Here is a 25,674-nt window from a genome sequence, read left to right as displayed (position 1 = left end):
CTTGCAAGTTGACGCCGTTATGGCCAACTTCTGCTACGAGTCAGTGATTTGGCGAGCCGGCAACTCGGTACCACGCCAGCGCCTCAGCCTGCTCGCCTCGCTCCTCGAGCAGTTCGGCCACCAGCGTCCACACGGCGCCCGACCTCCGCCCCGCCGCCTTCACGGCAGCCAGCGCGGCCCGAGCATCCTCATCTTGGCCTTGGCCGAACAAGTACTCCGCGAGCTCGACCCGCGCGAAATCCCTCTCGTCGCCACCCTGGGCGACCAGGTATCGCCAGATGTCGACCGCACGGTCCATCTCACCCAACCTGCGCCTGGCGACCGCGATATCGCGCAGAATCTCGCCCCGCTCGTCGGGATACTCGTCGAGCTCCGCTTCCAGGATCCGTATCCGAGCGCGCAGCTTGTCAGCTTCCAGTCCACCCCAGATTGCCACCCAAACGACAGTAGCCAGCCAACCGACCGGACCGGCACGGCAGACCCCGGCGTTTCGCAACCCGCTTCGTCGGGTGTGGTGCACCTCGCGCCACACCCGACGTACGGTGACTCACCAGGCGTAGTCCTCGGGTGCGGTCTTGTATCCCGGGAAGATCTCGTCGAGCTTAGCGAGCGCCCTGTCGTCGAGCTTGAGATCAACAGCCCGTACTGCGGACTCGAGCTGCTCCATCGTCCGCGGCCCAACAATCGGCCCGGTCACCGCCGGCTGGTGCAGCAGCCACGCGAGCGCGATGTCGCCAGGCGCATGCCCGAGCTCATCAGCAAACGCCTCGTACTGCTCAATCTGCGGCCGCATCTTCTCCACAGCCTCCTTGGCGCGCCCCTCAAGCCGGCGCACCCCTTCGACGTCCTTCCGCAGTACGCCGCCCAACAACCCACCCTGCAACGGCGACCACGGAATCACACCAAGCCCAAACTCCTGCGCCGCCGGCAACACCTCACGCTCGACATCCCGCACGATGAGGTTGTAGATCGACTGCTCACTCACGAGCCCGGCGTAGTTCCGCTTAGCAGCCTCGGCCTGCGCCTGAGCAATATGCCACCCAGCAAAGTTGCTGCTCCCGTCGTACAGGATCTTCCCCTGCTGTACGGCGACCTCCATCGCCTGCCAAATCTCCTCCCACGGAGTGGCCCGGTCGACGTGGTGGAACTGATACAGATCGATGTAGTCCGTCTGCAACCGCTTCAGACTGGCATCGAGCGCCCGCCGAATGTTCAGCGCCGACAGCTTCCCCTCGTTCGGCCACCCGTCGCCCATGTCCCCATAGACCTTGGTAGCCAACACCGTCTTGTGCCTGTTAGCAGGATCCTTCGCGAACCACTCACCAACGATCTCCTCCGTCCGCCCCGGGTAGATAGGCCGCCCATACCCGTTGGCCGTATCAAAGAAGTTGATCCCTGCTTCATGAGCCGCACTCATGATCTTGTGCGAGTCCTCCACACTCGTATGCGGCCCAAAGTTCATAGTCCCCAACACGATCCGACTGACGTTCAGTCCCGTACGCCCAAGCTGAGTGAAGTCCATACCTCCCAACCTCGCTCATCCCAGCTCAGACTTCCAACAGAAGAATCCACTCAGTTCGATCACTCAGTCTTCTGAGTCCCCAGAGGGTCAGTAGTAATCGTCATCATCGTTCAGCAGAACCACGGTTGGTCCACCGGGTCGGCAGGGATGCCACAAGGGCAGCGTGGCCGGCTCGCGTGGATACAGGCGTTGATCCTCGATCAGGAACCTGGATTCGACCTCACCGGCGAATGGCGGGTTGTCGTAGTCGTAGACGGCGTGGAGCTGCGCGAACTTGTCGAGTTTTATGACCGCGTTGTACCAACTGCCCTTGCCCGGTTGATGCATAGCTGGGCGAAGCAGCAGCGCAGCGAGATGACCGTCGTCGACGAGGCGAACATTCCGGTTGAGAGTCCCACTGGTTCGAGTCGCGATGTACCCGGTCGAGGTCATGCCACCGGCGCAGGAGACCCTCAGCGTCAACACACGCCAATCCCTCCGGAGCAGACCGAAAGAGCGCCCGAGCGATCCTGTCCAGCAGCCCCTGTACTTCGTCGTTCATCCCACCAACACCTCGCCTCCGCCTACTCCATGCGACGACGTTAACCAGCCGCACCGACATTTCGGCGACGGGCGGACCGTCAGTAGCCGGGATCCGCACTGATCAGATGGTGGCGAGGCGAGGCTTCCCCGAGATCCTTCTGCCGATCGTTCAATCGGACCGGCGGTAGTCCTCCAGCGGCACGGCATTCCCCTGTGCGATTCCTCGATAGCGTCGGTACTCAGGCAATCGATCAGCGGGCAGCAGCTCAGCTCCCTCGACCTGCCATCAGGCGGGAGGCCGCCAGGGCCTCGAAGCGAAACGCATCGAGTTCGAACGACTCGAAGAGGCGGCCGAACTTCTCGCCCCTTGAGCACGGACGTCACGCCACGACACTTCCGAGCTGGCCTACGTCGCCGACGATTCATGCCCAGTACGCCGTACTGCGTGTCCGCCTGCCGAGCCCGCTGATCTCATAAGCTGATCCCCATGGCGACCACCAAGTTCGATGTCGGCGGCTACAAGCTTGCAACCGAGATTTCAGGCGAAGGGACCCCGACAGTCGTCTTCAGCTCAGGCAGTGGCGACGCCGGTGAATCGTGGGAGGCAGCCATCTCGGCTCTGCGGTCTTCGACGACGATCCTGACCTACGCCCGCGCAGGAATCGCCGACAGCGAGATGCCGAGCGACACATCACCCCGCTCGGTGGGTGCGGCCGCGGATGAGCTACACCGACTACTCGTGACGACCGAGATTGCGGGGCCGTTGATACTGGTCGGCCACTCCCTTGGAGCTCTCGTCGCACTGACCTTCGCCGCGCAACGACCACAAGGTCTAGTCGGCCTTGTCCTGGTTGATGCAACCGACATCAACCTGAATCTCGACATCGAAGAACCTCGCCTATTCGCAGACGACGGCGACCGCGACGACTACATGTCGTTCGACGTACGTGCCAGCGCGGCCGAGGTCACCCGCAGCAGGCGCCACCTCGACGTGCCGACGGTCGTCATCGCAAGCCGAGTCCACCGCTGGCTCGAGGTGAACCCGGAGCCTTGGCGCCCCTTCACCAGGTCAGACCTAGACGAACGCTGGCAACGCCATCACCAATCCCTTGCCGCCGACCTCGGTGCCACCCACAAGGTCGCCCGCCGCGGCGGTCACTACGTCCAGAAGGACGACCCGACCATCGTCTCCGAAACGATCGACGACCTGATCGACGCAGCCCGCAAACGCCCTGCAGGTGGCTAAAGCCGAGCAGGACCCGACGGGTGAGCACATCAAATGCGCCCAACTGATCTGGGACTACCACCAGATGCATCACCAGTTTCGGCCTGTCGATGTAGGCATCGGCCTAGGCAGCCACGATCTCGGCGTCGCGACCTTCGCAGCTCAGCTCTACCATCGAGCGCTGTTCCGGACTCTTGTCTTCACCGGTGCGAATAGCCGAACGACCGCGGCTCGGTTTCCTCGGGGTGAAGCGGTCCAGTACCGCGAACACGCCATCGGGCTCGGCGTACCGGCTCCTGATGTGCTCGTCGAACCTCGGGCGACGAATACCGGTGAGAACCTCGCCTTCACGCGCGATCTCCTCGCGGACAGTATGGCGTCTGTCGGATCAGTACTGCTGATCTCCAAGCCCTACATGGAGCGCAGAGCCTTTGCGACCTGCCAGAAGGTATGGCCAGACGTCGAGGTCATCTGCGCATCAGAGCCGATCGAACTCGCCGACTACATCGACGGCATCGGTAACCCAAGGCTCGTTCTCGACATGCTGGTCGGCGACCTGCAACGCGTGATCGAGTACCCAGCTCTCGGCTTCGCTCTCGAGCAAGACCTGCCGAACAACGTACGCGATGCATACGAGCGTCTAGTCGATGCGGGCTACACCAGCCGACTGATGACCTAGTTCCCTTGCCTCCGGCAGGGTTCAGACCTCGGCCTTGGCCGGGTGCCAGTCGGGGAGATGGTCGGGAGACCGTGGGAACCGCTGTTGATCATCGGCAAGCATCTCTGCCGTTGCGTCGCCATCCAGCGGCGGATTGTCGTAGTCGAAGTCCGCCTCGAACTTACCTGCCGCGTCAACGGTGAACTTAGCGCCGTACCAGGTTCCCTTACCCGGCTGGTACATAACCTCTCGGAGCTCTTCGACCGCCTCTTCGCCAGCGTCGTCGATGGTTTCCGTATCGATTACGCTTCCGTCGCCTGCCTTGGCTTCCAACCCAGACTCCATCATGGAGTGAACAGCGCTCACGACAAGAGTGAGTTCTTCCCACTGGGCGGGAGCAGAAGCGACCATCGACCGACCGATGGCGGTGAGTAGCTCGGTGTTCCTGTCGAGGGACATCGTCATTCCTCTTCTGCTTTGGGTACGTTTCGTATCCGGAGTCTGAGGCGCTTGCCACTGCCGATCTTCTGGTAGACGACGATGATATCGGGGCGATGCCGGCGCTCGCCGTAGCTGAGATCGACAGATACCTCCACCTGTTCGCCGTTCTCGATTGCCTTGCGCCACCTCTTCTCGAGTACTGCGTACTGCCCCAGGTTGACCTTGGTGGCTTCCATCGGAATCAGGTTCATGCTGCCGATGGGGCCCCTGAAGATGCGGGCGAAGATGTGACCCGCGTGGTCTCCGGGGAGTTTGCCGGCCAGCTTGCGCTGCGCGGTCAGGTCGCGAGGATGGTTGAGGTCGAGGACGTCCAGGATCGCGCTGGCGCGGATGACACGTCCTAGGTCGTCGGTCTCGAAGGTGAACTTTTCGTCGACCCGAATGGTCGAGTTCGATGGAGGCTGGTTCAAAGACTTCTTGTGGTCCGGATCGGTTGTGGACAGTTCGATGATCGCTCCTGGCTGGGCAGGCTTTGACGTCGCCGTTGGTTTGACCGGAGCCTCTTCGCCAGCAGGGCGCAGTCTTCCCTTCAGATCAGAGAGATCGAGTTGTAGACCGTTCCGGTCAGGCGTGTCGGCCGGCGAACTGTGAGGTCCCACGCCGTTCACCATTGCCATCGCCCAATCTCTGGCCTTCGCGGGCGTCATCGCGGCGAGGTGCGCAGCCTCTTCACAACACCGGGAAGCAACGTCTAGCTGGAGCGCGGCTGTTCTAGCCGCCGGATTTCCGCGAGAGAGATCAGCGACGAATGACGCTTGCTCGCGACAACGAGCAGCCAGTCGCTGGAGATGCCCCACGACCTGTGGGACCTGGTCGAGAGACTCGACGAGGCTCTGCGCGACGCGCTCAAGATCCGACGGCACACGTCACCTAGATCTGCTCGGCGTATGTACGGCAGCCGTTTGCGGCGATCTCCAGAGACTGCACGGCATGATCGAGAGCCTGGCCAGCCGCGTCGAGTAGCTCTGAGATGTCTCGATCGGCTCTAGTAGCTGTACCCGCGATGAGCGCCTGCACGTGAGTGCTGCTCTGGCTGAATTTTGTCTTGAAGCCAGCCAGGCCGCCGGCCGCCTGCCGTGCGTCAGTTGAGACCTGGTGGAGTTGGATCTTCAACTGCTGTATCTCAGACATCAGGGACCTCACTATCAGATGATGATTCGCGGTCTTTGGAGCGGCTGGCGCAGAGCGGCGTTGGTCTCCGCGCCGCGCCAGCCGGCTTTTGGGTCCCCATCTGAGCCGTCAGGGGATACAGGGCCGGGGAGCTCAGACAGGGACGATCAGGGGGAGGGCGTCGCGATGACGACCCGAGCACCAGTCGCACGCTCAAAGGTGCCTTTGACGTCGTGCGTCACGGCGAGCGCAGCGAAATGCAGACGGCTTGGAATGACCACGGTGGTCACCTCGTAGCGGTTGACTGCCGCGATGAGGGCTTCAAACGCCGCCGGCGTCGTCGCGGTCTCCTCAACGTAGATGGTGCCCATTGAGAACCCCTCAAGCGCCGCAAACTGCTCCAGTTGGACCTTGATATCGATCAGCTCGCCATCCGTCATCAGCAGATGCTTCAAGACGTAGCCGAGGAGGAGCGGGCGCGTGTAGTCGACTTCGCTCAACGCTCCTCGTCTCGCCACTGCCGGAACTTGGCGTTCAACCGCTCCCAAAATCGGTCCCACCAGCGCCGACGCTGTCCCTTCACGAGAGTTCAGCATCTGGCACCACCGCCGGCTGGTTGGTCACCCGCAGGCTGGCGAAGCGGCGGTCGGTTGGGTGTGTGGGTTCCGCGATCGTGGTCATTCGCCACGCACTTCCCGGACGATGTCGCGGATCATGAACGCGCACAGCACTGCGGCGATGAGCGTGAGGACCCATGTACTGGCTGTCATGCCGATAACCATGGCGTCCGGGAGGGATCCCGGGGAGGGATGTTGGTGGGGATGCCGCCGGGATGAATTGGGGAGGAATAGTCGCCGTCAGGTGGTTGACGGTCACAGCCTGTGGCACGATCGGGGAGTGACGGAGGCGAACGATCAGCTTCGCCACGCGCGTGAGCGCGTGGAGTCGCATCACGCCCCGGGGCAACCTGCATCACGCCAAGACATGGCCGAGCTGGTCAATGAGTGGATCTGGCAGCACCGTGGCCGCCGGACTGACGTTGACGCCAATTACATCGGCAAGTTGGAACGGGGACTGATCCGAAGCCCTCAGGCTGACTATCGAGCCGCGTTGAGGGCTGTCACCGGCGTGCGTACCGATCCCGAGTTGGGCTTCCGGGTGCGTCGTCACTCGCCTCCTCCGGTGGAGAACGTGGACCGAAAAGAATTCATTCGCGCTGTCATCGGCGTTGGTGCGGCTGCTGTCTCCTCCGCGCCGCTGCTGGAGCTGCTGACGCCTGCTGAGGCGACTCCTGTACCGAACTTCATTACCCAGGCAGACATTGACGGCGTACGGACGGCCGCTCGCGTGTTCGGCTCTTGGGACAACCACTACGGTGGCGGCCTGGCGCGAGAAGCAGTGATTGCTCAATTGCGCCACTCGGCAGAGATGCTGGATGTGCGCTGCCCTGACAATCTCCGCCCAGAACTGTTCGCCTCAGTCGGCTTCCTCGGTCATGTCTGCGCCATGATGGCGTTCGATGCCTACGCGCACGACGATGCCCGCCGCATGTTCCGCTTCACGCAGGCCTGCGCCGACGAGGCTGGCGACTGGAACCTGCGCGCCAAGACACTCTCATCAATGGCCCGGCAATCGATCTGGTGTGGTGATCCGGACCAAGGTTTGACGCTGACCGAAATGGCGCTCGTCCGGGCCGATCGACTGACGGCCACCGAACGGGCGATGTTGCTGGCCGCTCGAGCTCGTGCCCTCGCCAAACTCGGCCGGGTGCAGGAGGCGTTGCGCACAGTCGGGCTAGCTGACGAGCAATTCGCCCAAGCCGATCCGGTCAATGACCCCGACTGGATGCGCTACTACGACCAAGCTCAGCATCTGGGCGATACCGGTCACGCCCTATGGGACTTGGCAGTGAGGCACGGCGAAGCGGAGGACCAGGCAGCGTCCAGGTTGGCTAGCGCGGTTGCCGGCCACACCGATACCTACGTGCGGTCAAGAGCGATGAGCGGAATCAAGTTGGCCTCGCTGACGATGACAGTCGGCGACCCCCAGGAGGCCGCGGTTGCTGGTGAGCAGGCGCTCAAGGATGCCCGGTCGCTGCGCTCTCGACGAGCGGCCGACGATCTCCGTGATCTGGCTCGACGCGCCGACGCTCACGAAGGAGTGCACGAAGTCGCCTCCCTTCGCCACGACATCCGCAATGTGTTGGCGGCTTCGTGACGCTCGTGACGCTGGAGGCCATGCTGAAAGAGGCCTGCGCGCGGGTAGGTTTGTCATCTGATGGCGCCGAGCTGATTCGCCAGGGGGAGAACGCGCTCTACCGGCTGCCCGATCACGTGGTGGTGCGGATCGCTCGACTGGGACAGGTCGACGCCGCGAAGAAGGAAGTAGCGGTGTCGCGCTGGCTCGCTTCGGTCGGGATCAACGCCGTTGAGGCGCTTGAGGAGATTCAACAGCCCGTGGTTCTCGATGGACTACCGGTGACGTTCTGGTGGGAGTTGCCCGACCACCGTCACGGCAGCTTTGCCGAAGTAGCCGCCGCCCTGAAGCAGTTGCACGCCGCGCCGATGCCGACCGACTTCGACCTAGCGCCCCTCGCACCGTTCGTTCGGTTGTCGGAGCGCATCGACGGCGCCTCAACCCTGAGCGACGACGATCGAGCCTGGTTACGCCGGCGGCTGGACGACCTTCAACAGTCCTACGCGGAGCTACCGTCCGGCTTGCCGACGAGCGTTATTCACGGCGATGCCTGGGCTGGCAATGTTGTGGCGACCGACAGAGGCGACGTCATCCTCCTCGATTTGGAACGATGCTCAGTCGGACCGCCGGAGTGGGATCTGGTGAGTACAGCCGTCCGCCACAGCACCTTCGGGACCATGTCCGCCGTGGATTACGGCGTCTTTGCCGAGGCCTATGGACATGACGTCATGGCGTGGCCCGGCTTCGAGGCTTTGCGGGACGTCCGCGAACTGCGCGTTACCTGCTACGCCGCTCAATGCGCGAGTGAAAACGAGAAGTTCCGCGAAGAGGCCACTCTACGAGTCGCCTCTCTGCGCGGGTTGCGAGGAACGCGGCCATGGCCAGACTGGAAGCCGCTGACCTGAGTCGCGATCGCATCCGAGCACCTACGCAACATCCGGGTTCGACGGCGCTGGTGTCGATCATGGCATCCCATCGACCATCGGCTGCCAACTGGGTTGACCCGTTATGACGGACAGGGGCGACCCCCACCACGAGGAGCGCTACGTTGCCGTATGAACAGGGTCGGATCTTCCGCGAGGCCTGGATCGCCGGTGTCAAGAAACACTTCCCCGGCGAACCGAAGCCCGGTTACATCACCTCGTGGGAAGAAACTCCGGACTGGGAACGTGCCAGCGCAACGGCCGTCTACGAGCAGGTCCGCGCCTTCGTAGACATCTCAGCCGGCAACACCAGCAAACTCGCCCGAGCCCAGAAGGGCCGCTTCGTAGCCCTCTGCTGGATAGCCCAGATCCACAAATACTTCCCAGACCCCAAACCGGCCTACGTCGCCGACTGGGACGACCTCCCCACCTGGCAACAACAAACCGACGCCGACATCTTCGAACACATCGAGCAGGGACTTAGTCCCCGTAGCTGACGATTCTGCGTTGGTCTGCGGACGGGCAGCAGAGGGACATTACAGCTAGGCGACTACGGAGGCGGTTTGGAAGAGGTCGGGGGGCATGGGGTGGTCTAGTTTCCAGGTGATGGCGATGGGTCGGTCGCCGGTGTGGGTTTCGTAGCTTGCTGGGCCTAGGAAGATGTAGGGCGAGGTGCCCATTTCGGTTCCCTTGTGGGCGCGGGCGAAGAGGAAGATGTTGGATCCCCGTTGGTGGTGATTGATGTACCGCTGGCCGGTTTCAGAGCTGACCCGGGTGGCGCTTTGTGATTCCCAGTGGAAAAGCATGGGGCTGATGGCGTAGTCGCGGTACATCGTCGTGGGGGAGTAGTCCGCCTCGGATTTGTTGAGCGTGATTAGGAACGCGTCGGTGTCGATCTCCGGTGAGTACACGACACCCTGTACATAGGTGCTTGGGCGGCGGTTGTCCAAGTTTGCAAAGCGAAGAGCGGTCAAGATCTCTTCCCGCTGGTAGCTCGCGTGAACTCGGAGAGGCAAGCTGGCGAGCTTCCCAGCCAGCTTGAGCGTCCGATGACGGGCGCGATCCATCGTGTAGTCGATGACCTGGCTCAGTTCGTCGCGGAGTGCGTGTTCGTCCCTGAGCGCCGCGAGGCCGGCGTCGAACGACTGGAAGCCACCCCCGTTCGGCCAGAGCGAGAAGAAGAGCATCTGCGCGTGCTGTTGGTGCTCCGCGTCCAGATCCTTGTACGGCGGTGCGTTGTCGGCGAGGAGGGCTCGGTAAGCCTGCATGCGGGTCGGGTCGTCGACGTGAGCAAGTGCGCGTACTCGTCGAAGGAGGGCAGCTTCGTGAGCTCCGCCGCTGGGCGTTGGTATGCCGGCCTCTCGTCGGAGGCCGGTCCAGCTTCGTTTGTCACGCAGCATATCGGTGAGCTCGATGCCAGATTCGCGCAAGAAGGTCGGTAGATCCTGGGCGCCGTGGGCTCGCAACTCAGCGACAATCTCACGCTTCTGTCCGGTAACCTGGTCGCGGAGATTCTGCAGCACGGCATCCTGCGCGACCTTGTCGAGAATGATCTGGCAGCCGGATGGTAGGAACGGAAACCCCTTCTCGACTTGACGCTCCAGGCCTTTTCGAGTGTCGCCAGTCAAGGCCCTGAACCGCTTGTCGAACCGGAACTCCTTGCGCTGGTGGCCGACAAAGTCGAGAGCGGTGAGGACCGCCTTGCCGTGCGACTGCCTCAGGCCGCGGCCGAGCTGCTGAAGGAAGACCGTCGGACTCTCAGTCGGGCGGAGGAAGAGAACCGTGTCGACCTCAGGAATATCGAGACCCTCATTGAAGAGGTCAGCCGCGAACAGTGCGTTCACCTGCCGTGCCTTCAGGTCGCGGAACGCTTGGTCGCGGTCAGTGGCCGACGATTGGCCAGACACGGCCAGAGCTGGAATTCCTGCCTCGTTGAACACCTTTGCCATGTACTCGGCATGGGCAACGGAGACGCAGAAGCCAAGGGCACGCATCTTATTTACGTCGCTGAGCTTGCCGCGAAGCTGACTCAGTACGATCCTGGCTCGCGCGTCGTTACCCGTGTAGAGGTGCTCGAGTTCGCGTTCGTCGTACCTGCCTTGTCTCCATTGCAGATTAGTGAGGCTCACCCCGTCTGCGATGCCGAAGTAGTGGAACGGGCAGAGCAGACCGTCGGAGAGCGCGTCCCACAGTCGAAGTTCGACCGCTGTGCGACCATCGAAGTACGCCTGAACGTCGAAACCGTCTGTACGTTCAGGCGTTGCAGTCAGACCGAGGAGCTCACGAGGTTCCAAGTGATCGAGCAGCTTCCGATAGGTGGGCGCAGCTGAATGGTGGAACTCGTCGACTACCAGAATGTCGAAGAAGTTGGCTGGCATTGAGGCCACGTCGTACCCGTTGAGCGCTTGTACCGAGGCAAAGACGTGCTTCCAGCGCTCCGGACGCGAACCGGAGTGGTACGGCTCACCGAAGGAAGCGTCACCGAGCACCTCGCGATAGGTACGGATCGACTGTTGCAAGATCTCCTTGCGATGGGCAATGAATAGAAGCGTGGGCGGTTGTCCGCCCCGCTCGAGCGCCTCGTCGCGGAGTCGCCGGTAGTCGAGTGCTGCGATTACGGTCTTGCCGGTCCCAGTTGCGGCAACGACGAGGTTGCGGTGTCGGTCGTGAACTTCACGCTCGACCGCGAGCGTCTCGAGCATCTCAGCCTGATACGGGTGGGGGCGAACCTCCAAGCCGGCCAGGGAGATGATGGCTCGATTGCTAGTTCGGCGGTCACCGCTCTGTGCCAGCGCATCATCTAGTCGGTCACGGTCTCGGTCCGGGTCGTAGGGCTCGAAGGACGGGTCGTTCCAATAGGTGTCGAAGGTAGCGCCGAACTTGTTCAGGAGATTTGGAGTAGCCACCCGGGAGAGTCGGACATTCCATTCGACTCCGTCGAGTAGCGCCGCCCGCGACAAGTTCGATGAGCCGACGTAGGCGGTATCGAATCCAGTCTGTCGGCGAAAGAGCCAAGCCTTTGCGTGCAGCCTGGTGCGGTCTAGGTCGTACTGGATCTTGACCTCAGCGCCGAACTCCCGAACAAGCCGCTCCAGGGCGGAGCGCTCGGTGGCTCCTCGGTAGGTCGTGGTGATCACCCGAAATGGGGCGTTGCGTGACCTGAGCCGCTCCAACGGCGACTCGAGGAGTCTCAGCCCGTGCCACATGACGAACGCGCAGAGGAGATCAACCTCGTCGGATGAATCGATCTCTGCTCGCAACTCCGAGCCGAGTGCCGGTTCGCCGTGAGCATTGGTGAGCAAGGCGGCATCCGAGAGAGGGGTCACCGGACGGGTTTCGCCCAACTGGTGCACTCCGGGTCCGGCCACCGGATGGAGTGCGTGAAGCTGTCGTGGCTTGTCATCGGGCAGGAGGTCATCCGCCGATGCCAGTTGGAGCAGGAGATTGTTGACGAGCGCGACCCGGTCGTCCGGTCGGGTGCCGGCGAGCTTGCGCAGTACTGCGTCGCGAACATGTCGCGCGAGCACTTCGGGCTGCTCAGCATCAATCACACCGTCGAGCTCAGCTGTCAACTGTTCAGCCTGTTGGAGTCCTTCCAGCAGGCCGTGCGTCACGAGCGCGTCATAGATTCCAGGCTTCATCTTGGCCACCACCTCGCGGAGAGCTTGCCAGATCGCACCGACAAGCGTCGCGATCCACGCAGAGGTTCCTAACTTGCAGCCTTGAAGGACTCGTATCGCTCCTCGAGGTTGTCCTTGTCCGGGCGCGCGCTCAGGGTTCGGGGCGTTGTTAGGCGAGTGCCTGCCATCTCCTGGAGGCCGTGCTTGAGCATCGGCCCATCCACCTCAGCCAGGATGTCGCGGCGAACCTCCACCACCAGGTCCGGGCGGATGCCGATGATGTTTTGATCGTAGGCAGCATGGTGGATCTTACAGAGGGCCAATCCGTTGGGCACGACCGGCTTACCGAGTGGGTGCGCATCGGGCAGGATGTGAGCCGCGTCGAGTAGCTCGACATGTTTCAACCTGCAGATCGCGCATTGGCCGTCGTACGCGTGCAGAACGCGAGCACGGAAGACGGGTTGGTGGAGGCGCAACCTAGTAATCCGCTCGACGTACTTGCGGCTGTCTTCGTTTGCGTTGCTGCCATATGGCAGGTAGAGCTGCTCCGGATCGACAGCCACCGCGAACTGAAGCTGTTCTGGCTCATCGGCGAGGATGTAGACCGGGAAGCGGGCTAGATATCGACCGCGGTCGATGCCAACAAACCAGATCACCGGCAACCGATCCTGATAGCACCTGCGCATCGCCACGTTCTCGGGATGCTGCGGATCGTCACCTCGATACTTGTAGCGCAGAAATCCGTCCGCGCCCTCCTGATCGGCGTACGGCGGAGTCTTTCCTGGCAGGGTGAACGTGGTCCGAAACGAGAGTGCCGCGTCGAGCACGGCCGGCTTTCGGATGCCCCGTTGCCTGTCCATGAGGGCCACCCGCTCGCCTCGGAAGTGAAACGTTGCGAGGCCGGCGGCGGTTAGAAGCTCGTCACGCCTCTGATCAAGCCACGTCATCGCAGCCTCACGCAACTCGAGGTCAAAGGCTGGTTCACTCACAGTCGATGTCTACCAGAACCAACCCCGTGACGACGCGTCTGCGGAGGGTGAGTTGGCCAGCGCTCGACGGATAGATCTCTCCGTACTCGCGATCGACCCGAGTCCTCACGCTGAGTCGTAGTCCCTGGCGACTTCCGCTGTGACCGGGGTTCAAGATGTAGCCACTCGTCATGTCGCCAATGACCCGGACAGCGGTGGGGTTCGCTACTGAATAGGCTGCGATGTAGGCGCAGACGATCGCATCGATCGAGTCTTCGACCCGCGCGAGGTCGACCTTCCGCTAGGCCTGTGCAGTCTCGTAGTACGGACAGGAGATCGGTGGCTTCGATGTTGGTGGCCGCCGAGCCGAGAGAGGCTGAGGCCTTGTCGGGTGTGGGCGTGTAGACGAGCCTGGTCGACGTCGCCCTCGGTGAGGAAGTTGGCGGTGGGGGAGAGGTCGCCGGTGGAGGGCGATCATGACCTTCGTCGGGGAGAAGGGCTGGCCGGCGCCGACTCGGCGGTCGCGGCGTTCCTGCGAGCGGACTAGGAGGCGCGGGTTGTCCTGGCGGACGGTGTTTGCGCCCACGAGGATTGCGCCTCCGCCCGCCCGTACCTCGTCCACTCTGTCGAAGTCCTCGTCGTTGGAGAGGAGCAGCCGTTGGTTCGTGGCGTCGTCGCATGTCCGTGGGTGGAAGCCTGTCGGGCCGCTGCTTTGGTGTTGGTCAGGCGCGGGTGAGATCGCCCGATGCGAGTTGGTGGAGGGCGTCTCGGGTTTCTGGGTCGGGGGAGTAGAGGATGGTGCCGACCATGCCTCGGGTTAGGAGGACCTTGTAGGTGTTGCGGACCAGGCGGTCGAAGGTGGGGTCGTCGGTGGTTTTGCGGTTGCGGAAGGCGGGGTCTTTGTTGGCGTCGCGGATTGTGGTGAAGCGGCCGTTGCGCCAGACGAGGTCGGGGCCGAGGATGACGCCGCTCCAGTCGTATTCGAAGCCTTGGGCTGTGTAGACGCAGCCGACTTGGTCGAAGCCGTTTGGGTCGGAGGCCCAGAGGGCGGCTGGGGGTGCTTCGCCTACCTTGCGGTCGCCCTTCACGTTCCAGGGGCGGCACCAGTCTCCGATCTGGACGTCGGGGACGAGGGTTTTGTCGGGGCGCGGGTCGCTCCACGGCCAGCAGTAGCCGGCTGCGATGCGGGCGCCGTATCCCTCAGCCATCTTGGCCTTGAGGGTCGCCTCCATGGCTTCTGGTGTGTCAGCGATCTGTACCTCGAATGACGGGTCGCCTGTCCACGGGACCGGGCCGCCATCATCGAGTTCGAGTAGTTGCAGGACCCATCGGACGTATTCCTCGCTGCCGCCGCAGCGGAACTGGCCGTCGAGGCTGATGTGGATGGGCGTTGGCAGGCCGGCCGAAGCGGCGTACCGCTGGATGTCTGCCACGGTTCCGAGTTCGCCGGGTTTCACGACCTGGTTCTCGTCGAGGAAGAAGACGGGTACGCGGGCGGCCGCGACTAGTTCCTCGATCTGGGGACGGCCGGTGCGGAACTGGGCAGGTGTGTATCTGTCCACGGAGGTTTCGCGGATGCGATGTGCCTCGTCCAGGATGAGGACGTCGAGTTCGTTGGCCTCGGCATCCATGAACTGGTTGAAGTACTTGAACATTCGCTGCACGCGCGGTTGGCGTGCTCCGGCGACCTTGCGAAGTGTCAGGGTGAAGGAGCGGGATCCTGTGGCGTGCAAGACGGTTCGGCCGCGGCGGGAGAGCTCGCCGAAGAGGGACAGCGCGATCACACTCTTGCCGCTGCCAGGTCCGCCGGTGACGATGATGATCGACTTCTGGTCGGCCCGTCGAATCCGTTCGACCTCGTGGACCACCAGCGAATGAGCAAGCTTCTGCTCCGCCAGGAGGACGAACTGCTCCCGCCTCTGTACTTCGTCGGCGGCAACCGCGAGCAGTTGCTTCGACGGAGCTACCGCCGAGCCGATCAGTTGGTCGGCGTACGGGCTGCCTGGTACCGACGGATCGAGCCGTTCACGGAGGAAATCGGTGAACTCGCTACGGCGCGCACCGATGAAGAGTCGACCGCGTAGATCCTGCGGGTACTCATACAGATCGTGTACTGCAGACTCGGCGGTCGCGTTGTGCAGGTAGGCGGCGCCGGCAACGGCATCCGGTTGACCGTCGAGGGACCTGGTGAAGTCGGCGAGATAGTCGCAATACCCGCGGACCTGGGCGACGGGGTGGAGCCGGGGCGAGTTGGGGTAGCCCTCGATGAGGACCAGTTCGCGGTCGTCCTGCCACGCTGCGGCACGGCTCCACTGCTTCAACTCGATGACCACGTACGACGAGCCGCCGGTTTTCGGGTGGCGTCCTGCGAGGACCACGTCGGCGCGCTTCGAAGTCAGCGGGAGGTGGTGCTCGATCAGGACCTCGACGTTGCCCAGTCCCGCCTGGATCAGGTCTTGCGCGAGGACCGGCAGGCTGCGTTCCCAAGACCTGAGTTCTGCCGGGGCAGCACGTCGGCCGGTGTGGTAGCGCATTTGCTCGGCGATCCTCGCGGCCAAGGTTCCGTCCGTCGTCAGGTCGGCGATACCGACGGCAGAATGGCGGAAAAGCGTCACGGGTGAAGTCCCCCAGGCAGCACGAACAGAGTCGTGCGGGTGGGGGCATGTCCTGTGAACGCTGACGCTCGGCGGAAGCCCGTCGGGCCGCGCCACAGACTCTATCCACTGAGCGTCCGCGGTGGGAGCCGTGTCATGCTCGCGGCGTGTCAGATTTGAATGAGCTGCGAGACCGGATGCGGGCCTTTACCGATGAGCGCGACTGGGCGAAGTTCCATGATCCGAAGTCGCTGGTGCTGGCCCTGGTCGGCGAGGTCGGTGAGCTGGCGGAGCTGTTCCAGTGGTTGCCAGCGGATCGTGCTGTGCAACTGGCTGCCGCCGACCCGCTGCGTCAGCGGGTCGGGGAAGAGATGGCGGACGTACTTGCGTACCTCGTCCGCTTAGCCGATGTACTGGATGTCGACCTGGCTGAGGCCACCAGGAAGAAGCTCGAGAACTCAGCCGAACGATTCCCAGCCGCGGAGGTCCACGGCGAGGCGCCGGAGAAGATTTAACCAACCGGAGATGCGCCCGCAGGTGCCAAAGTCGGTTGAGGTGCTGCCCGTCAACACTGCCTGGATCGCGCCCGACCTCGTCTGAGATCAGGCGAGCAGGTGGGCGTTGACTTGGCGGACGGCATTGGCCAAGTCGGGGTACTCGATGACCTGTAGGCCGGCGGTGGTGAGGAGTTCCACGCCTTCACAGTCGACGAAGAGGGAGGGTTCGCGCCATGCCAGTACTACGCGGCCGATGCCAGCGGCGATGATGAGTTCCGTGCAGGTCCGCGGTCGGGAGGCGCGTTTGCTGCAGGGTTCGAGGCTGGTGTAGATCGTGCCGTCGGCCAGCGATGCGCCGGTGTCGGCAAGCTTGGCGATGGCCACTTCCTCGGCGTGGTCATGCGGGTCAGTCTCTCGGGAGTAGCCTTCTGAGAGGACCTCCCCGTCGGCACTGACGATGATCGCGCCGACTGAGAAGGCTGTCTCGGAGGGTGGGCACGACCGGGAGAGATCGATGGCTTGCCGAAGCCACTTGCGGTCGTCGAGCTCAGACACTGGCGGCTCCGCGCGGGAGGTAACGCAGCAGGACCACGTCGCCGATTTGCTTCACCTCGGCCAGATTCATCCGATGTGATGAGTTCTGCGGAAACTTGGCATCGCTGATGAAGCGGGGAGCTGTGCTATCGCCGATGAGGAACGGCGCTACTACGAGGTGGATTTCGTCTGCGAGACCTGCGGACAAGAACTGGGTGTGCATGGTTCCACCGCCCTCGACCATGAGCCGCTTGATGCCGCGCCTCCCGAGGTCATCAAGGACGAATGCGAGGTCGACAGTGGGGCCGCTGTCGACGACCGTGGCGATCTCTCCGAGGGTCTGGGTGGCCTTAGCGGACGCGGAGCTCGGGACATAAACGATCTTGTCGACGTCGCCTGTGCTGAAGAAGCTGGCCGAAGGATCCAGGTTTCCACTGGCGCTGATTGTCACCTTGATCGGCGACTCTGTCAGGCCAGCCGCCTGGCGCTGCTCACGCCGCTCGGCTGAGCGGACGAGCAGGCGAGGGTTGTCTCGGCGGATCGTATTGGCGCCGACCAGAATTGCATCGACTCCCGCTCGGACCTCGTCGACTCGATCGAAGTCCTCGTCGTTAGACAGCAGGAGTCGCTGATCGGTGTTGTCGTCGATGTAGCCGTCGATCGAAGCTGCCACCGACAGCAAGACGGAGGGTCGATCAGTCACGCAGGTCTCCTTGGTCGGCGTCGACAAGGTTGTCGATGAGGTCAACAAAATCATCCGTGACCCGGGTTATGTCGCCCGGCCCGGTGTCAGGGGCGAGGTTCGCGCAGCTTTCCAGTGCCGCCCGCGTTCCGTCGGACATCCAATCAGACAGCTGCGTCGTACGGAGGATCTGCTGGTAAATGGCCTTAGATGAGCCGCCACTGGCACCGAGCGGCAGGATCCGCTTGCCAAGCGACATGGCGATGTCCGCTTCAGCTTGAGTTCCGTTACCGCCTCCGACGAAGACGACGTACTCTGCGTCCAGGATGACGTTGCGACGGCCGAAGATCGCGACCGCCGCGCGCAGGCCCGGGGGCTGGTAGTGATCCGCGATGTGAGTGATCACTTCGATGCCCACGCCAATCGGTCCATGGTTAACCAAAAGCCGCCGCACCATGACAAGCCGAGCCAGGGACCTCACGGCTGCGTCGAGGACTTGATGGTTGGCAGAGGACGTTCGACTGCCGCAGATCGCGATTCGTGTGCTAGACGAATCCGCTCCGTCAACACGCCGCCTTGCGTTCGGCACAAGCTGTAGGTCGGCATCAGCTAGCTCCCGCTCGTCTCGGATAGACGACACCAAGGCATCCGCGGGCGCCAAACCCATCAGGATCCGTGCGCTGTCAGGAATCCGTAGGCCCTCGGCGATGCGAGTCAACACGTTGATGTCGGATACCTGACCGTGGCGACTGCCACGAATCCAGTTCGACACATCCGATCGATCATGCTGGGTGAGCAAGGCCAACTGGGTCTGAGTGCAATCCGTGAACTGCGTCAGGTAAGCCCGGAAGAGTTCGGCGACATCACGCCGGGCCAGCGCAACCTGTACGACGTCCTCGCGCCAAAACGAGGCCGGTACGACGCCCGGATCGAACATCCTTCGACGAGTCACGCATCTCCCCAGCTGTGGAACGCCACCCACAGAGGGTAGCGGGATGCTTCCGAACTGTGGAACGAGTCCACGGATTCGGTCAATTTCCCCGCCGGAGCGCTCCGCCCAACATGGAGGCATTGACTTGGTCTGAACCTCGAGGAGTAGCGATGTCAGCCGTACAGCAGTTGAAAGAACAGCTGCATCACATGTCGATGGAAGCGAATCGGGCGGCGGGCAGCCTGGGAGGTTTCCAGAACAACTTCGGCCAGAGCAGTGCCCTGGTTCAAGCGCTGATCGCCGGTTCTGCGACAGGCACCGATCGCGACATCTGTCAGTTGCTCGATGCGGCCAGCAAGGCTGTAGGCGACGCAGTACAGACTCTCCAGATCGCCGCGGCGGGTTGTGCCAGCTATGCGAATCAGATCTAGCGCGAATGCCTTCCGAGCTGCAGCGAGTAGCTCAGGGCCTGGTTGAGTGCCTAGACCAGGTGCCGGCGATGGTTGGCTACCTTCGCCGGCTCGCGGCGCAGTGCAGAGACAACGCGTCCTTCATCGCGGACTTTGCATCAGGCAACCCCGCTGCGCGGCAGGCGGCCTATCAGCTGGCGGCGGCCGCTGATGCCTGCGAGTTGGCTGCACACCTTGCCTCCGAGACGCCGCCAAAGGCTCGAGCCTGGGCGGACCGCATGGTGGCCGGCGTGCGGGCACCTGGAACACCGCCGTGCGCGAGTCGCCCAGATGCAGTGAGCACAGGGAGAAGGACCTCGGACTCGATCCTCGAACTATCAACGACTAACCCGGATCACAAGGACCTTCTGGATCGGCCTCCCGTAAAGAAGACAGTGAGGGTCGACGGCCGATTCACCTATGAGACCGACGAGGCTGGCCGGGTCGTACGGGCGAAGGCGTTGCTGGACATCGTCGATGTGATGCATCCCCGAGACACGGCGGCTCAGCGCAAGTTGGCTGACAAGCTCCCGGGCGATCACGCCGGCCACCTTTTCGCGCGGATCTTTCGCGGGCCGGTCGGGATGATGAATCTGGTACCGATGATGGGAAGTAAGGTCAATCTCAGCGCCTACAAGAAGGCCGAGAATGCCTGGAGGACAGCGCTCGAAGCCGGCCAAGATGTGGAGGTCCAGATCGACCTTGTCTATCGGACCAGCAAGAATCGTCCCGACGTGATCGCGCTGAGGTACTCGATCAACGGGGTCGTCAAGCAGCAAACCATCCGCAATACGCCACGCCGAACACGGGAGGCCAACGATGCCGATTCCTGACCAAGCAGTTCTGGATACCATCGGTTCGGCCATGGCCAAAGTGGTTCCTGAAGGATGGGGGCGAGCTGTGCTGAAGGTGTCCGCGGTGGCGGCCACGATGGATACGCAGTTGGCGATTGAGATGTTGGATGGCTCGGTCGATGGTTCGCTCAGCCTCGACGTAGAGGCGCAGATGCTTTGCGATGACCTTCGGGATGCCATGTACAACGAGGGCTCGGGTACCTGGTACAACGCTGTGTTCGTGTTGAGCCCCGTGGACGGGCTCGAGGCGGAGTTCGATTATGAGACGCCGCCGTTTGACGGCGAGGCGTCTGACGATCTCCTTGAGGACGATCAGCGGGCCTATCCTCGCGACGCCGCTCACCTGCCCAGTTGGCACCCCTCTCGGTCCGGCGCTAAGTAGCCGCGCGTCTGTCGCGCTTGGTGCGGAAGGCGCTTTACGCGCAGACCGGATGGAATTCATCGGAGCTGGCGGAGGCTGTGCCCGAGGTTGGCGATCGGTGTCATTGGGCTCCGGATGGCGACGAATCGCCACCGGCGGGTGCGAGGCGAGCTGTCCCGATCTACGCTGGTCGAATGTGACTTAGCGTGAACGATCGGCGACCGGAGGTGGCGATGGCTGCGGCTGGGGAATTCGGGACGCTCGTGGCGCTTCGGGCGAAGCAAGGCGAGTTCGCCGCGCTCAATGCGCTGCCAGATGGGGGTAGCGTTCAGCCGCTGCTCGAGTTGGATGGGGCCAAGGATTCACCTGAGGGTGAGATTCGGCAATTGGTGAAGGTCGCAAGGAGGCTCTACGAGTTCGGTCAGCTGATCATGGTTGATGCGACCGAGCTGAAGGGCGTGCCCACTGTCGGTGGTGAGATACCTGGTGGTCTCGCCGAGTTGACTGACGGCCTCCAGGCGGTCGACCTTCTGGATCCTGAGCAGGTCCCGTTCATCCCCGTCGTCCGGACCGGTTCGCCGGCCAATCAGGTCGCGTGGATCGGTCGGCTATGCAATGAGTTGGGTGCCGGAGGAGCCGTTCGCGTCCGGCGGGCCAGTGCGGAGCCCACAGAGCTCGAGCGGGTGATCGTGGGCCTTGAGGTAGCTGTCGAGAACCTTGATCTGATCCTGGACCTGCAGTACGTCGATAGTTTCACCCCTCAGGCCGTCGACTGGGCTTCATTGACGTTCGATGACCTGGGCAAGTTCGGGCAGTTCAGGTCGCTGACGCTGTTGAGCGGTCCCGTTCCCGCCACGCTGGATCAGACGGCGCTGTGGGAGCGGCCGCGGTTCGAGGAGCTGTTGTGGCGTGCGGTCGATGGTGGAGTCGGGCAGGTTCGGCTGGGCGACTACGGCGTCGTGCACCCTGGGCCAGGACTGAACTTCCGTAGTAACCACGTGAACATGAAGTACACCTGCCCGGAGCATTGGCTCTTCGTTCGCGAGCGGATGAAGAATCCGACCGATCGCGCTCCGACCACGGAGAGAGTCTGTCGGAGCCTGGCCGAGTCGGACAGCTTCACAGGGCCCGGGTTCTCATGGGGTGACAACGAGATATCTCGTGCGGCAGTCGGGATGGGGAACGCCCTGGGCTCGAACAGCAAGCCGGTAGCCATCGGGACCTCTCACCATCTGGCCTATCTCACCTCGCTCCAGGCTGCGTGAGGGGCGAAGTACGGGAGCGGTTAGCGCTGCCGGTCTGACTCAGGTGGGCCATCTCGATGCAAGGCGGGTCGAGTGGTGCCGGCGAGAGGCATATTGACGGCGCCGTGGGCCGGGGCGACGTTGGAGGCTGCGGCGAGGGCTTTGCGTAGGTCCGGTGGGAGGGGTTGGCGGATTGGGGCCGGTCCACCGGTGGAGGTAGGGCTCAGGGTGGTGCGCGAGTCAGCGCTGGCGTGGAGGGTTTGGAGTTTGTAGCCGAGTTGGCGGCCCAGTCGGGTGGCGGCGACTTGGAAAGGGCGGTCGTCCTTGCGAGGTTCGAAGGAGATCACTTCGCGGTACGGCGGGCCGCCGTCCTCGGGTTCGAACTCGCGGTACAGGAGGCGATGGGAAGGGCCGAGTTCCTGGTTGCCACGCGATTCGGGAATCGCGGAGAGCTTGATCTCGGCGCAGTCGCTGAGATCGTGAGTGGCGTGGCGGAGGCGCTTGCCGTTGAAGCTTTCCTCCTGGCCGTTGGCCAGGGCTCGGAGGCCTAGTCTGAGGGCTCGGAGCTCGCGATCGCGAAGCCCGCCGGGCTGTTGTGACTCGGCGGCTCGTTGTAGGGCTTTCAATTGCTGCATCACCTCCGGTCGGACCAGGAGGCGGTACTGCGTCATCGCGGTTTCAGGTCGGAATCGTCGATGTCTTCATCGAGATCCCATCCGAGCTCTGCGGCGACGTCCTCGAGCGGTATCGACGGCTGCGGATTCGCCAGCCTGTGGCGCACGAGCGAGTAGCTGGAGTCGAAGCCTTCCTCGTCGGTGGCTTCGGCAACGAGTGCGCGCCAAACCGTGAACGGGATGACGACGGCCTCTGGCTGGCCGGCGTCGCCGAAGATCAAGGGCTCGGCCTGACCTTCGCGGTACAGGCGGAGCAGATTCGCCAGGTGTTTCGAGGCTTCCTCAGTGGGGATCACCCAGGCGGTTTCGCCGTCAGGGAGTAGGTGGGGCGTTTCGGAGTTCATCAAAGATCCTTCCGCATCGAACTTCCCTTCAGAATAGGCGCGGCGGTGCCGATCCCTCCTTAGTTATCCACAGGAGGTGGCGTGATAGGTAGCCGCGTTCGGCTGAAGCGCTTGCTCGACTTGGCTGGGAGGATTGGTCCAGGTTCGACCGTCCTGAAGGGATTTGTTGATGGGCAAGAGCAGCGTGATCGGGGTCGTTGCCAGTTCGGCTGGGGGTGTCGAGCATCTGCGAGTTGGGGTGGTTGAGCCGTTGGTTGCTTTGGGGCACACAGTGGCGGTCAGCTTGACGCCGACGGCTGGGCGGTGGCTGGAGCATGTTGGTGACATCGGCAAGCTTGAGGCTGTAACCGGGCTGCCGGTGCGGGCGGAGGGGCGGCTGCCTGGGGAGGCGCGGCCGCATCCGGAGGTTGATGTGTTTGCTGTTGTGCCGGCGTCGGCGAATACGGTTGCTAAGTTGGCGCTTGGGATTGGGGATAGCCAGGCGTTGACTGTGCTTTGTGAGAGTGTCGCCAGTACGCCGATGTTGGTGTTTCCGCGGGTGAATGCGGCGCATGCGCGGCATCCGTCGTGGCAGTCGCATCTGGATGTACTGCGAGGCGCGGGCGTGCAACTCCTGTATGGCGAGGATGTCTGGCCTCTCAGGGAACCTCGTGAGGAAGACGGAAGACCGATTCCGTGGGATGCGATCCTCCTGGCGATCCAACAGTTGGTGGCGACCGGCCAGTGCGAGGATCGCGGGCATGGGTAATGAGCGGCGGGTGGCGTTGGTGACCGGGAGTTCTCGAGGGCTGGGGGCTGTGATTGCGCGGCGGCTTGGGGGTGAGGGGTTTGCGGTGGCGGTCAATGGGCTGCCGGGGGATGGGCGAGCGGATGGAGTGGTTGCGGACATCAAGGATGCGGGTGGCGTGGCCGAGGTGTGCGAGGGCGACGTGACCGATCGAGACGCGGTGGCAGAGTTGGTCGCGGCGATCGGGGAGAGGCTGGGTGCTGTGGATGTGTTGGTGGTCAACGCGACCGGGCCGCAGCCGAATGGAGCCGTGCTCGACGTGGGGTGGGAGGAGCACCTGAAGCAGTTGGACTTCTTTGTGAAGAGTCCAGTGTTGTTGGGGCGGGAGATCGTGCCGGGGATGCGGGAGCGGAAGTACGGGCGGATCGTGCAGATCGATTCTGAGGTTGCGTTTCGGTCGCCGCCGGGGCGGTCGGCGTACGCGACGGCGAAGGCTGCGCAGGTTGGGCTTACGCGGAGCTGGGCGCGTGAGCTGGCGCCGGATGGGATCACTGTGAATACGGTGGCTCCTGGGTTCATACCGGTTGAGAGGCATGTGGGTGTGTCGGTGGCGGAGCGGGCGGAGTACCAGGCGTCTGTGCCGGTGGGGCGGATGGGGACGCCGGAGGACATTGCGCATGCGGTGAGTTTTCTGGTGTCCGAAGGTGCGGGGTTCGTCACGGGACAGCGCATTGTGGTTGATGGTGGCCGGGATCTGTTGCCATGAAGGGAGTTGCTCGGATCTGGAGGACCGGGCTCGATGAGAGTCGGGCCGCGGAGTACGAGGCGTTTGCGGCTGAGCGGTCGTTGCCTATGTTCAAGAGGCAGGATGGGTGCCGCGGGGTGCTGTTTGCGCGGACCGAGAGTGGGCGAGCGGTGATTACGTTCTGGCGGGATCTGGAGGCAGTCGAGGCGTTGGCTGAGGCCAGTGAGTACTTGGAGACGGTTGCTGCGATCAACGCCGCTGGTTTCCTTGAGGCGCCGCAGTCGGTTGAGGTGCTTCCCGTTGACGACGCCTGGGGTACGGCAGATCTCTTTAAGGGCGGACGCCTGTGATGGCGAAGCGTTCGACGTCCTGGATGTGGCCGCCGGTCGAGACGACGATCGTGAGGGCGGGGTCTGTTGCGCCCTTATAGCTGACCTTGGCGGTCCAGGGTTGGCGGGTGCCGCCGCCGGGGAGACAGCAGTAGGTGCCGAGCGGCTGTTCGGACGATGGTTGCCGCACCTCCACCCGGAGGCTCTCGTCGACGCCGGTGATGCGGCCACCGACCGTCAGTGGGGAGAGAACGCTTGCCCCGTACTTCGGTCGCTCCAGCGTCAGCATGTTGTCGATGGTGCCGACGACCTCCCAGGGGGCATCGGAGCCCTGGCCGATTCGGACGAGGTGGATGACGGCGGAGACGCTGTAGGGGCCCTCGTCTGCGTGATAGCCCACGCTGATCTGCGCGTCGTCGCCTCGGATCGTGCGGGATACGACCTGGTCGATCTCCTTGAAGCCAAGGAAGCCGTTGGTGAAAGAGAGCGCGGTCAGGCCCGCGTCGAGATGCCACGGCTGCTGTCCACCGCTGCGGTACTCACGCTGCCACGCCGCGGCCTCGTCCACCGAGGCGAACGGCCAGAGCGGCTGGTACTTGAACGGCCTCGGCGCAATGGGCGTCGAGGTGGGCGCCGACGTGGGTTTCGACGTGGCCGTCGGCGTAGGTTTCGACGTGGTGGGGCTCGGCGTGAGGGTGGCGGTGGACGGCCGTTGCGTCGGCGTAGTACTGGCCGCAGGCAAGGGAACGGCAGGCCCGCCTGACTCCGATTGGCGGTCGAAGTACCCCGTCGCGAGGCCGGACAGCACGGCGGACACCAAGGCGACCGCCGCTGCCGCGGCGATGATGACGGCCGGTCGCGTACGTCGCCGGGCCGGCTGCGATGGGTCAGAACCGGTCATGGCTGTCTCCCTTGATTCGAGGAAACACCACAAACGGCGGCAGCGGCAGCCCGACCCGGCAGCATTCATCCAACTGATGCTGACACCGGTCACCCGCTGTTAGGTGTTGGTGCTTGTGGGTGGGTGGGCAGCCGAGGATCATGTTGGCCGGAACGCGGGGGCGGCTGATGAGGTGGGGGAGTTCGTGGGAGACGTGCGGTGGGTCGAGATCGTCGTGCTGGGCGATGACGAGTTCGATGCGGAACGCGTGGACCGGCTCGCGCGGCAGCTTCGGAGCGAGCTTGCCGACCAGGAGTTCGATACCCGGCCGGTGGCTGCGGATGCTCCCGGCAACAGCAAGGGCGATGCCGCGACGACCGGAGCGATCGCCGTGGCGCTGGTCGGAGCGGGCGGGATGATCCCGACCTTGATCGCGGTACTGCGGGACTGGCTCGGCCGGCGAACTGGGCCTGAGCGGATCAGCATCAAGGTCGGGGACGACTCGATCGAGTTGGATCGGCCGAGTTTCAGCGAACGTGAGCAGTTGCTGCAGGTGTTCCTCGCCAAGCACGCGGATCGGTAGT

The 25,674-nt window shown here is 63.4% G+C and carries 31 protein-coding genes; 14 read left to right on the top strand and 17 right to left on the bottom strand.

Annotated elements, in window-relative coordinates; translation table 11 throughout:
* Positions 1-40 precede the first annotated feature (40 nt).
* From A3ES_RS0139375 to A3ES_RS0139365, 3 genes are all read right to left on the bottom strand, one after another.
* Entirely contained in the window at positions 41-436 is a 396-nt protein-coding gene (locus tag A3ES_RS0139375) for a tetratricopeptide repeat protein (RefSeq protein ID WP_020392345.1), read from the bottom strand.
* A gap of 111 nt (positions 437-547) precedes the next feature.
* On the bottom strand, positions 548-1,522 hold the full coding sequence (locus tag A3ES_RS0139370; RefSeq protein ID WP_020392344.1) for an aldo/keto reductase: 975 nt from the start codon (positions 1,520-1,522) through the stop codon (positions 548-550).
* A gap of 87 nt (positions 1,523-1,609) precedes the next feature.
* Complete coding sequence (locus tag A3ES_RS0139365; RefSeq protein ID WP_020392343.1) at positions 1,610-1,987, bottom strand: hypothetical protein; 378 nt, start codon at positions 1,985-1,987, stop codon at positions 1,610-1,612.
* A 544-nt stretch (positions 1,988-2,531) separates the two neighbouring features.
* Between A3ES_RS0139365 and A3ES_RS51940 the strand changes: the two genes are divergently transcribed.
* Both A3ES_RS51940 and A3ES_RS0139355 read left to right on the top strand, forming a co-directional pair.
* Positions 2,532-3,290 (top strand): alpha/beta fold hydrolase, encoded by a 759-nt coding sequence (locus tag A3ES_RS51940; protein WP_020392342.1) that lies wholly within the window; start codon positions 2,532-2,534, stop codon positions 3,288-3,290.
* A complete protein-coding gene (locus A3ES_RS0139355) occupies positions 3,283-3,948 on the top strand; it encodes a YdcF family protein (RefSeq protein ID WP_020392341.1) in 666 nt (221 codons plus the stop codon). The genes A3ES_RS51940 and A3ES_RS0139355 overlap by 8 nt, the downstream gene beginning before the upstream one ends.
* A 21-nt stretch (positions 3,949-3,969) precedes the next feature.
* On the opposite strand, the gene A3ES_RS0139350 is transcribed toward A3ES_RS0139355, so the two are convergent.
* The 4 genes from A3ES_RS0139350 to A3ES_RS50035 all read right to left on the bottom strand — a co-directional run bounded on the left by A3ES_RS0139350 (position 3,970) and on the right by A3ES_RS50035 (position 6,038).
* A complete protein-coding gene (locus tag A3ES_RS0139350; protein WP_040456638.1) occupies positions 3,970-4,386 on the bottom strand; it encodes an immunity protein YezG family protein in 417 nt (138 codons plus the stop codon).
* Positions 4,387-4,388: 2 nt separating this feature from the next.
* The gene (locus A3ES_RS0139345; protein WP_083933988.1) at positions 4,389-5,075 is read right to left on the bottom strand and encodes a DNA/RNA non-specific endonuclease; all 687 of its coding nucleotides are present in this window, start codon (positions 5,073-5,075) and stop codon (positions 4,389-4,391) included.
* A gap of 223 nt (positions 5,076-5,298) precedes the next feature.
* Entirely contained in the window at positions 5,299-5,559 is a 261-nt protein-coding gene (locus A3ES_RS0139340; protein WP_020392338.1) for a hypothetical protein, read from the bottom strand.
* A 146-nt stretch (positions 5,560-5,705) separates the two neighbouring features.
* The gene (locus A3ES_RS50035; protein ID WP_020392337.1) at positions 5,706-6,038 is read right to left on the bottom strand and encodes a hypothetical protein; all 333 of its coding nucleotides are present in this window, start codon (positions 6,036-6,038) and stop codon (positions 5,706-5,708) included.
* Between the two features lie 397 nt (positions 6,039-6,435).
* Here A3ES_RS50035 and A3ES_RS0139320 point away from each other — a divergent pair, with 397 nt between their 5' ends.
* From A3ES_RS0139320 to A3ES_RS0139310, 3 genes are all read left to right on the top strand, one after another.
* Entirely contained in the window at positions 6,436-7,755 is a 1,320-nt protein-coding gene (locus A3ES_RS0139320; RefSeq protein ID WP_237745180.1) for an NsdA family TPR-like regulatory protein, read from the top strand.
* Positions 7,752-8,639, top strand: coding sequence for a phosphotransferase enzyme family protein (locus A3ES_RS0139315; RefSeq protein WP_020392333.1), 888 nt, complete (start codon positions 7,752-7,754; stop codon positions 8,637-8,639). The genes A3ES_RS0139320 and A3ES_RS0139315 overlap by 4 nt, the downstream gene beginning before the upstream one ends.
* Positions 8,640-8,782: 143 nt before the next feature.
* On the top strand, positions 8,783-9,154 hold the full coding sequence (locus tag A3ES_RS0139310; RefSeq protein WP_020392332.1) for a hypothetical protein: 372 nt from the start codon (positions 8,783-8,785) through the stop codon (positions 9,152-9,154).
* A 45-nt stretch (positions 9,155-9,199) separates the two neighbouring features.
* On the opposite strand, the gene A3ES_RS0139305 is transcribed toward A3ES_RS0139310, so the two are convergent.
* From A3ES_RS0139305 to A3ES_RS0139295, 4 genes are all read right to left on the bottom strand, one after another.
* Positions 9,200-12,307: a DEAD/DEAH box helicase gene (locus tag A3ES_RS0139305; RefSeq protein ID WP_020392331.1), complete on the bottom strand. Its 3,108-nt coding sequence runs from the start codon at positions 12,305-12,307 to the stop codon at positions 9,200-9,202.
* Positions 12,308-12,366: 59 nt separating this feature from the next.
* Positions 12,367-13,266 carry an HNH endonuclease gene (locus A3ES_RS0139300; RefSeq protein WP_202806691.1) on the bottom strand — a complete coding sequence of 300 codons (900 nt, stop codon included), beginning with the start codon at positions 13,264-13,266 and terminating at the stop codon, positions 12,367-12,369.
* Between the two features lie 280 nt (positions 13,267-13,546).
* Positions 13,547-13,867 carry a dihydrofolate reductase family protein gene (locus tag A3ES_RS53150; protein WP_237745179.1) on the bottom strand — a complete coding sequence of 107 codons (321 nt, stop codon included), beginning with the start codon at positions 13,865-13,867 and terminating at the stop codon, positions 13,547-13,549.
* A 100-nt stretch (positions 13,868-13,967) separates the two neighbouring features.
* Positions 13,968-15,860, bottom strand: a complete 1,893-nt coding sequence (locus A3ES_RS0139295) for a DUF2075 domain-containing protein (RefSeq protein WP_020392329.1) — start codon at positions 15,858-15,860, stop codon at positions 13,968-13,970.
* Between the two features lie 146 nt (positions 15,861-16,006).
* On the opposite strand from A3ES_RS0139295, the gene A3ES_RS0139290 reads away from it, so the two are divergent.
* Positions 16,007-16,354 (top strand): nucleotide pyrophosphohydrolase, encoded by a 348-nt coding sequence (locus tag A3ES_RS0139290; RefSeq protein WP_026163611.1) that lies wholly within the window; start codon positions 16,007-16,009, stop codon positions 16,352-16,354.
* Positions 16,355-16,441: 87 nt separating this feature from the next.
* Here A3ES_RS0139290 and A3ES_RS0139285 read toward each other — a convergent pair whose 3' ends face one another.
* Genes A3ES_RS0139285 through A3ES_RS51935 form a run of 3 tightly spaced genes read right to left on the bottom strand, consistent with a single transcriptional unit; the run spans position 16,442 to position 18,489 of the window.
* Complete coding sequence (locus tag A3ES_RS0139285) at positions 16,442-16,891, bottom strand: deaminase (protein ID WP_020392327.1); 450 nt, start codon at positions 16,889-16,891, stop codon at positions 16,442-16,444.
* On the bottom strand, positions 16,884-17,573 hold the full coding sequence (locus A3ES_RS0139280) for a RibD family protein (RefSeq protein ID WP_020392326.1): 690 nt from the start codon (positions 17,571-17,573) through the stop codon (positions 16,884-16,886). Before A3ES_RS0139280 ends, A3ES_RS0139285 begins: the two co-directional genes overlap by 8 nt.
* Positions 17,566-18,489: a hypothetical protein gene (locus A3ES_RS51935; RefSeq protein WP_020392325.1), complete on the bottom strand. Its 924-nt coding sequence runs from the start codon at positions 18,487-18,489 to the stop codon at positions 17,566-17,568. Before A3ES_RS51935 ends, A3ES_RS0139280 begins: the two co-directional genes overlap by 8 nt.
* Positions 18,490-18,653: 164 nt before the next feature.
* Between A3ES_RS51935 and A3ES_RS0139270 the strand changes: the two genes are divergently transcribed.
* The 4 genes from A3ES_RS0139270 (at position 18,654) to A3ES_RS0139255 (ending at position 21,412) form a co-directional block, all read left to right on the top strand.
* The gene (locus A3ES_RS0139270; RefSeq protein WP_020392324.1) at positions 18,654-18,914 is read left to right on the top strand and encodes a hypothetical protein; all 261 of its coding nucleotides are present in this window, start codon (positions 18,654-18,656) and stop codon (positions 18,912-18,914) included.
* A 413-nt stretch (positions 18,915-19,327) separates the two neighbouring features.
* Positions 19,328-19,765, top strand: coding sequence for a DNA/RNA non-specific endonuclease (locus tag A3ES_RS54640; RefSeq protein WP_020392323.1), 438 nt, complete (start codon positions 19,328-19,330; stop codon positions 19,763-19,765).
* Positions 19,752-20,168 (top strand): hypothetical protein, encoded by a 417-nt coding sequence (locus A3ES_RS0139260; protein WP_157630992.1) that lies wholly within the window; start codon positions 19,752-19,754, stop codon positions 20,166-20,168. The genes A3ES_RS54640 and A3ES_RS0139260 overlap by 14 nt, the downstream gene beginning before the upstream one ends.
* Positions 20,169-20,353: 185 nt before the next feature.
* A complete protein-coding gene (locus A3ES_RS0139255) occupies positions 20,354-21,412 on the top strand; it encodes a beta family protein (RefSeq protein WP_020392321.1) in 1,059 nt (352 codons plus the stop codon).
* A 20-nt stretch (positions 21,413-21,432) separates the two neighbouring features.
* On the opposite strand, the gene A3ES_RS0139250 is transcribed toward A3ES_RS0139255, so the two are convergent.
* Positions 21,433-22,062, bottom strand: a complete 630-nt coding sequence (locus A3ES_RS0139250) for a hypothetical protein (RefSeq protein ID WP_020392320.1) — start codon at positions 22,060-22,062, stop codon at positions 21,433-21,435.
* The gene (locus tag A3ES_RS0139245; protein WP_020392319.1) at positions 22,059-22,409 is read right to left on the bottom strand and encodes a hypothetical protein; all 351 of its coding nucleotides are present in this window, start codon (positions 22,407-22,409) and stop codon (positions 22,059-22,061) included. The genes A3ES_RS0139250 and A3ES_RS0139245 overlap by 4 nt, the downstream gene beginning before the upstream one ends.
* A 169-nt stretch (positions 22,410-22,578) precedes the next feature.
* Between A3ES_RS0139245 and A3ES_RS0139240 the strand changes: the two genes are divergently transcribed.
* Genes A3ES_RS0139240 through A3ES_RS0139230 form a run of 3 tightly spaced genes read left to right on the top strand, consistent with a single transcriptional unit; the run spans position 22,579 to position 24,231 of the window.
* Positions 22,579-23,157, top strand: coding sequence for a flavoprotein (locus A3ES_RS0139240; protein ID WP_020392318.1), 579 nt, complete (start codon positions 22,579-22,581; stop codon positions 23,155-23,157).
* Entirely contained in the window at positions 23,150-23,902 is a 753-nt protein-coding gene (locus A3ES_RS0139235) for an SDR family NAD(P)-dependent oxidoreductase (protein WP_020392317.1), read from the top strand. Before A3ES_RS0139240 ends, A3ES_RS0139235 begins: the two co-directional genes overlap by 8 nt.
* Positions 23,899-24,231 carry a hypothetical protein gene (locus A3ES_RS0139230; protein ID WP_020392316.1) on the top strand — a complete coding sequence of 111 codons (333 nt, stop codon included), beginning with the start codon at positions 23,899-23,901 and terminating at the stop codon, positions 24,229-24,231. Before A3ES_RS0139235 ends, A3ES_RS0139230 begins: the two co-directional genes overlap by 4 nt.
* Here the strand turns inward: A3ES_RS0139230 and A3ES_RS50020 are convergent.
* Positions 24,212-25,111, bottom strand: coding sequence for a hypothetical protein (locus tag A3ES_RS50020; RefSeq protein ID WP_083933982.1), 900 nt, complete (start codon positions 25,109-25,111; stop codon positions 24,212-24,214). The genes A3ES_RS0139230 and A3ES_RS50020 overlap by 20 nt on opposite strands.
* A gap of 184 nt (positions 25,112-25,295) precedes the next feature.
* Here A3ES_RS50020 and A3ES_RS0139220 point away from each other — a divergent pair, with 184 nt between their 5' ends.
* Positions 25,296-25,673 carry an effector-associated constant component EACC1 gene (locus A3ES_RS0139220; protein WP_040456643.1) on the top strand — a complete coding sequence of 126 codons (378 nt, stop codon included), beginning with the start codon at positions 25,296-25,298 and terminating at the stop codon, positions 25,671-25,673.
* The last annotated feature ends 1 nt before the right edge of the window (position 25,674 follow it).

This window comes from Kribbella catacumbae DSM 19601, assembly GCF_000372465.1.
In the GTDB taxonomy this organism is placed as follows: domain Bacteria; phylum Actinomycetota; class Actinomycetes; order Propionibacteriales; family Kribbellaceae; genus Kribbella; species Kribbella catacumbae.
The sequence above is the reverse complement of the archived record's forward strand: the minus strand, read 5'-3'. Positions and strand labels throughout refer to the sequence as shown.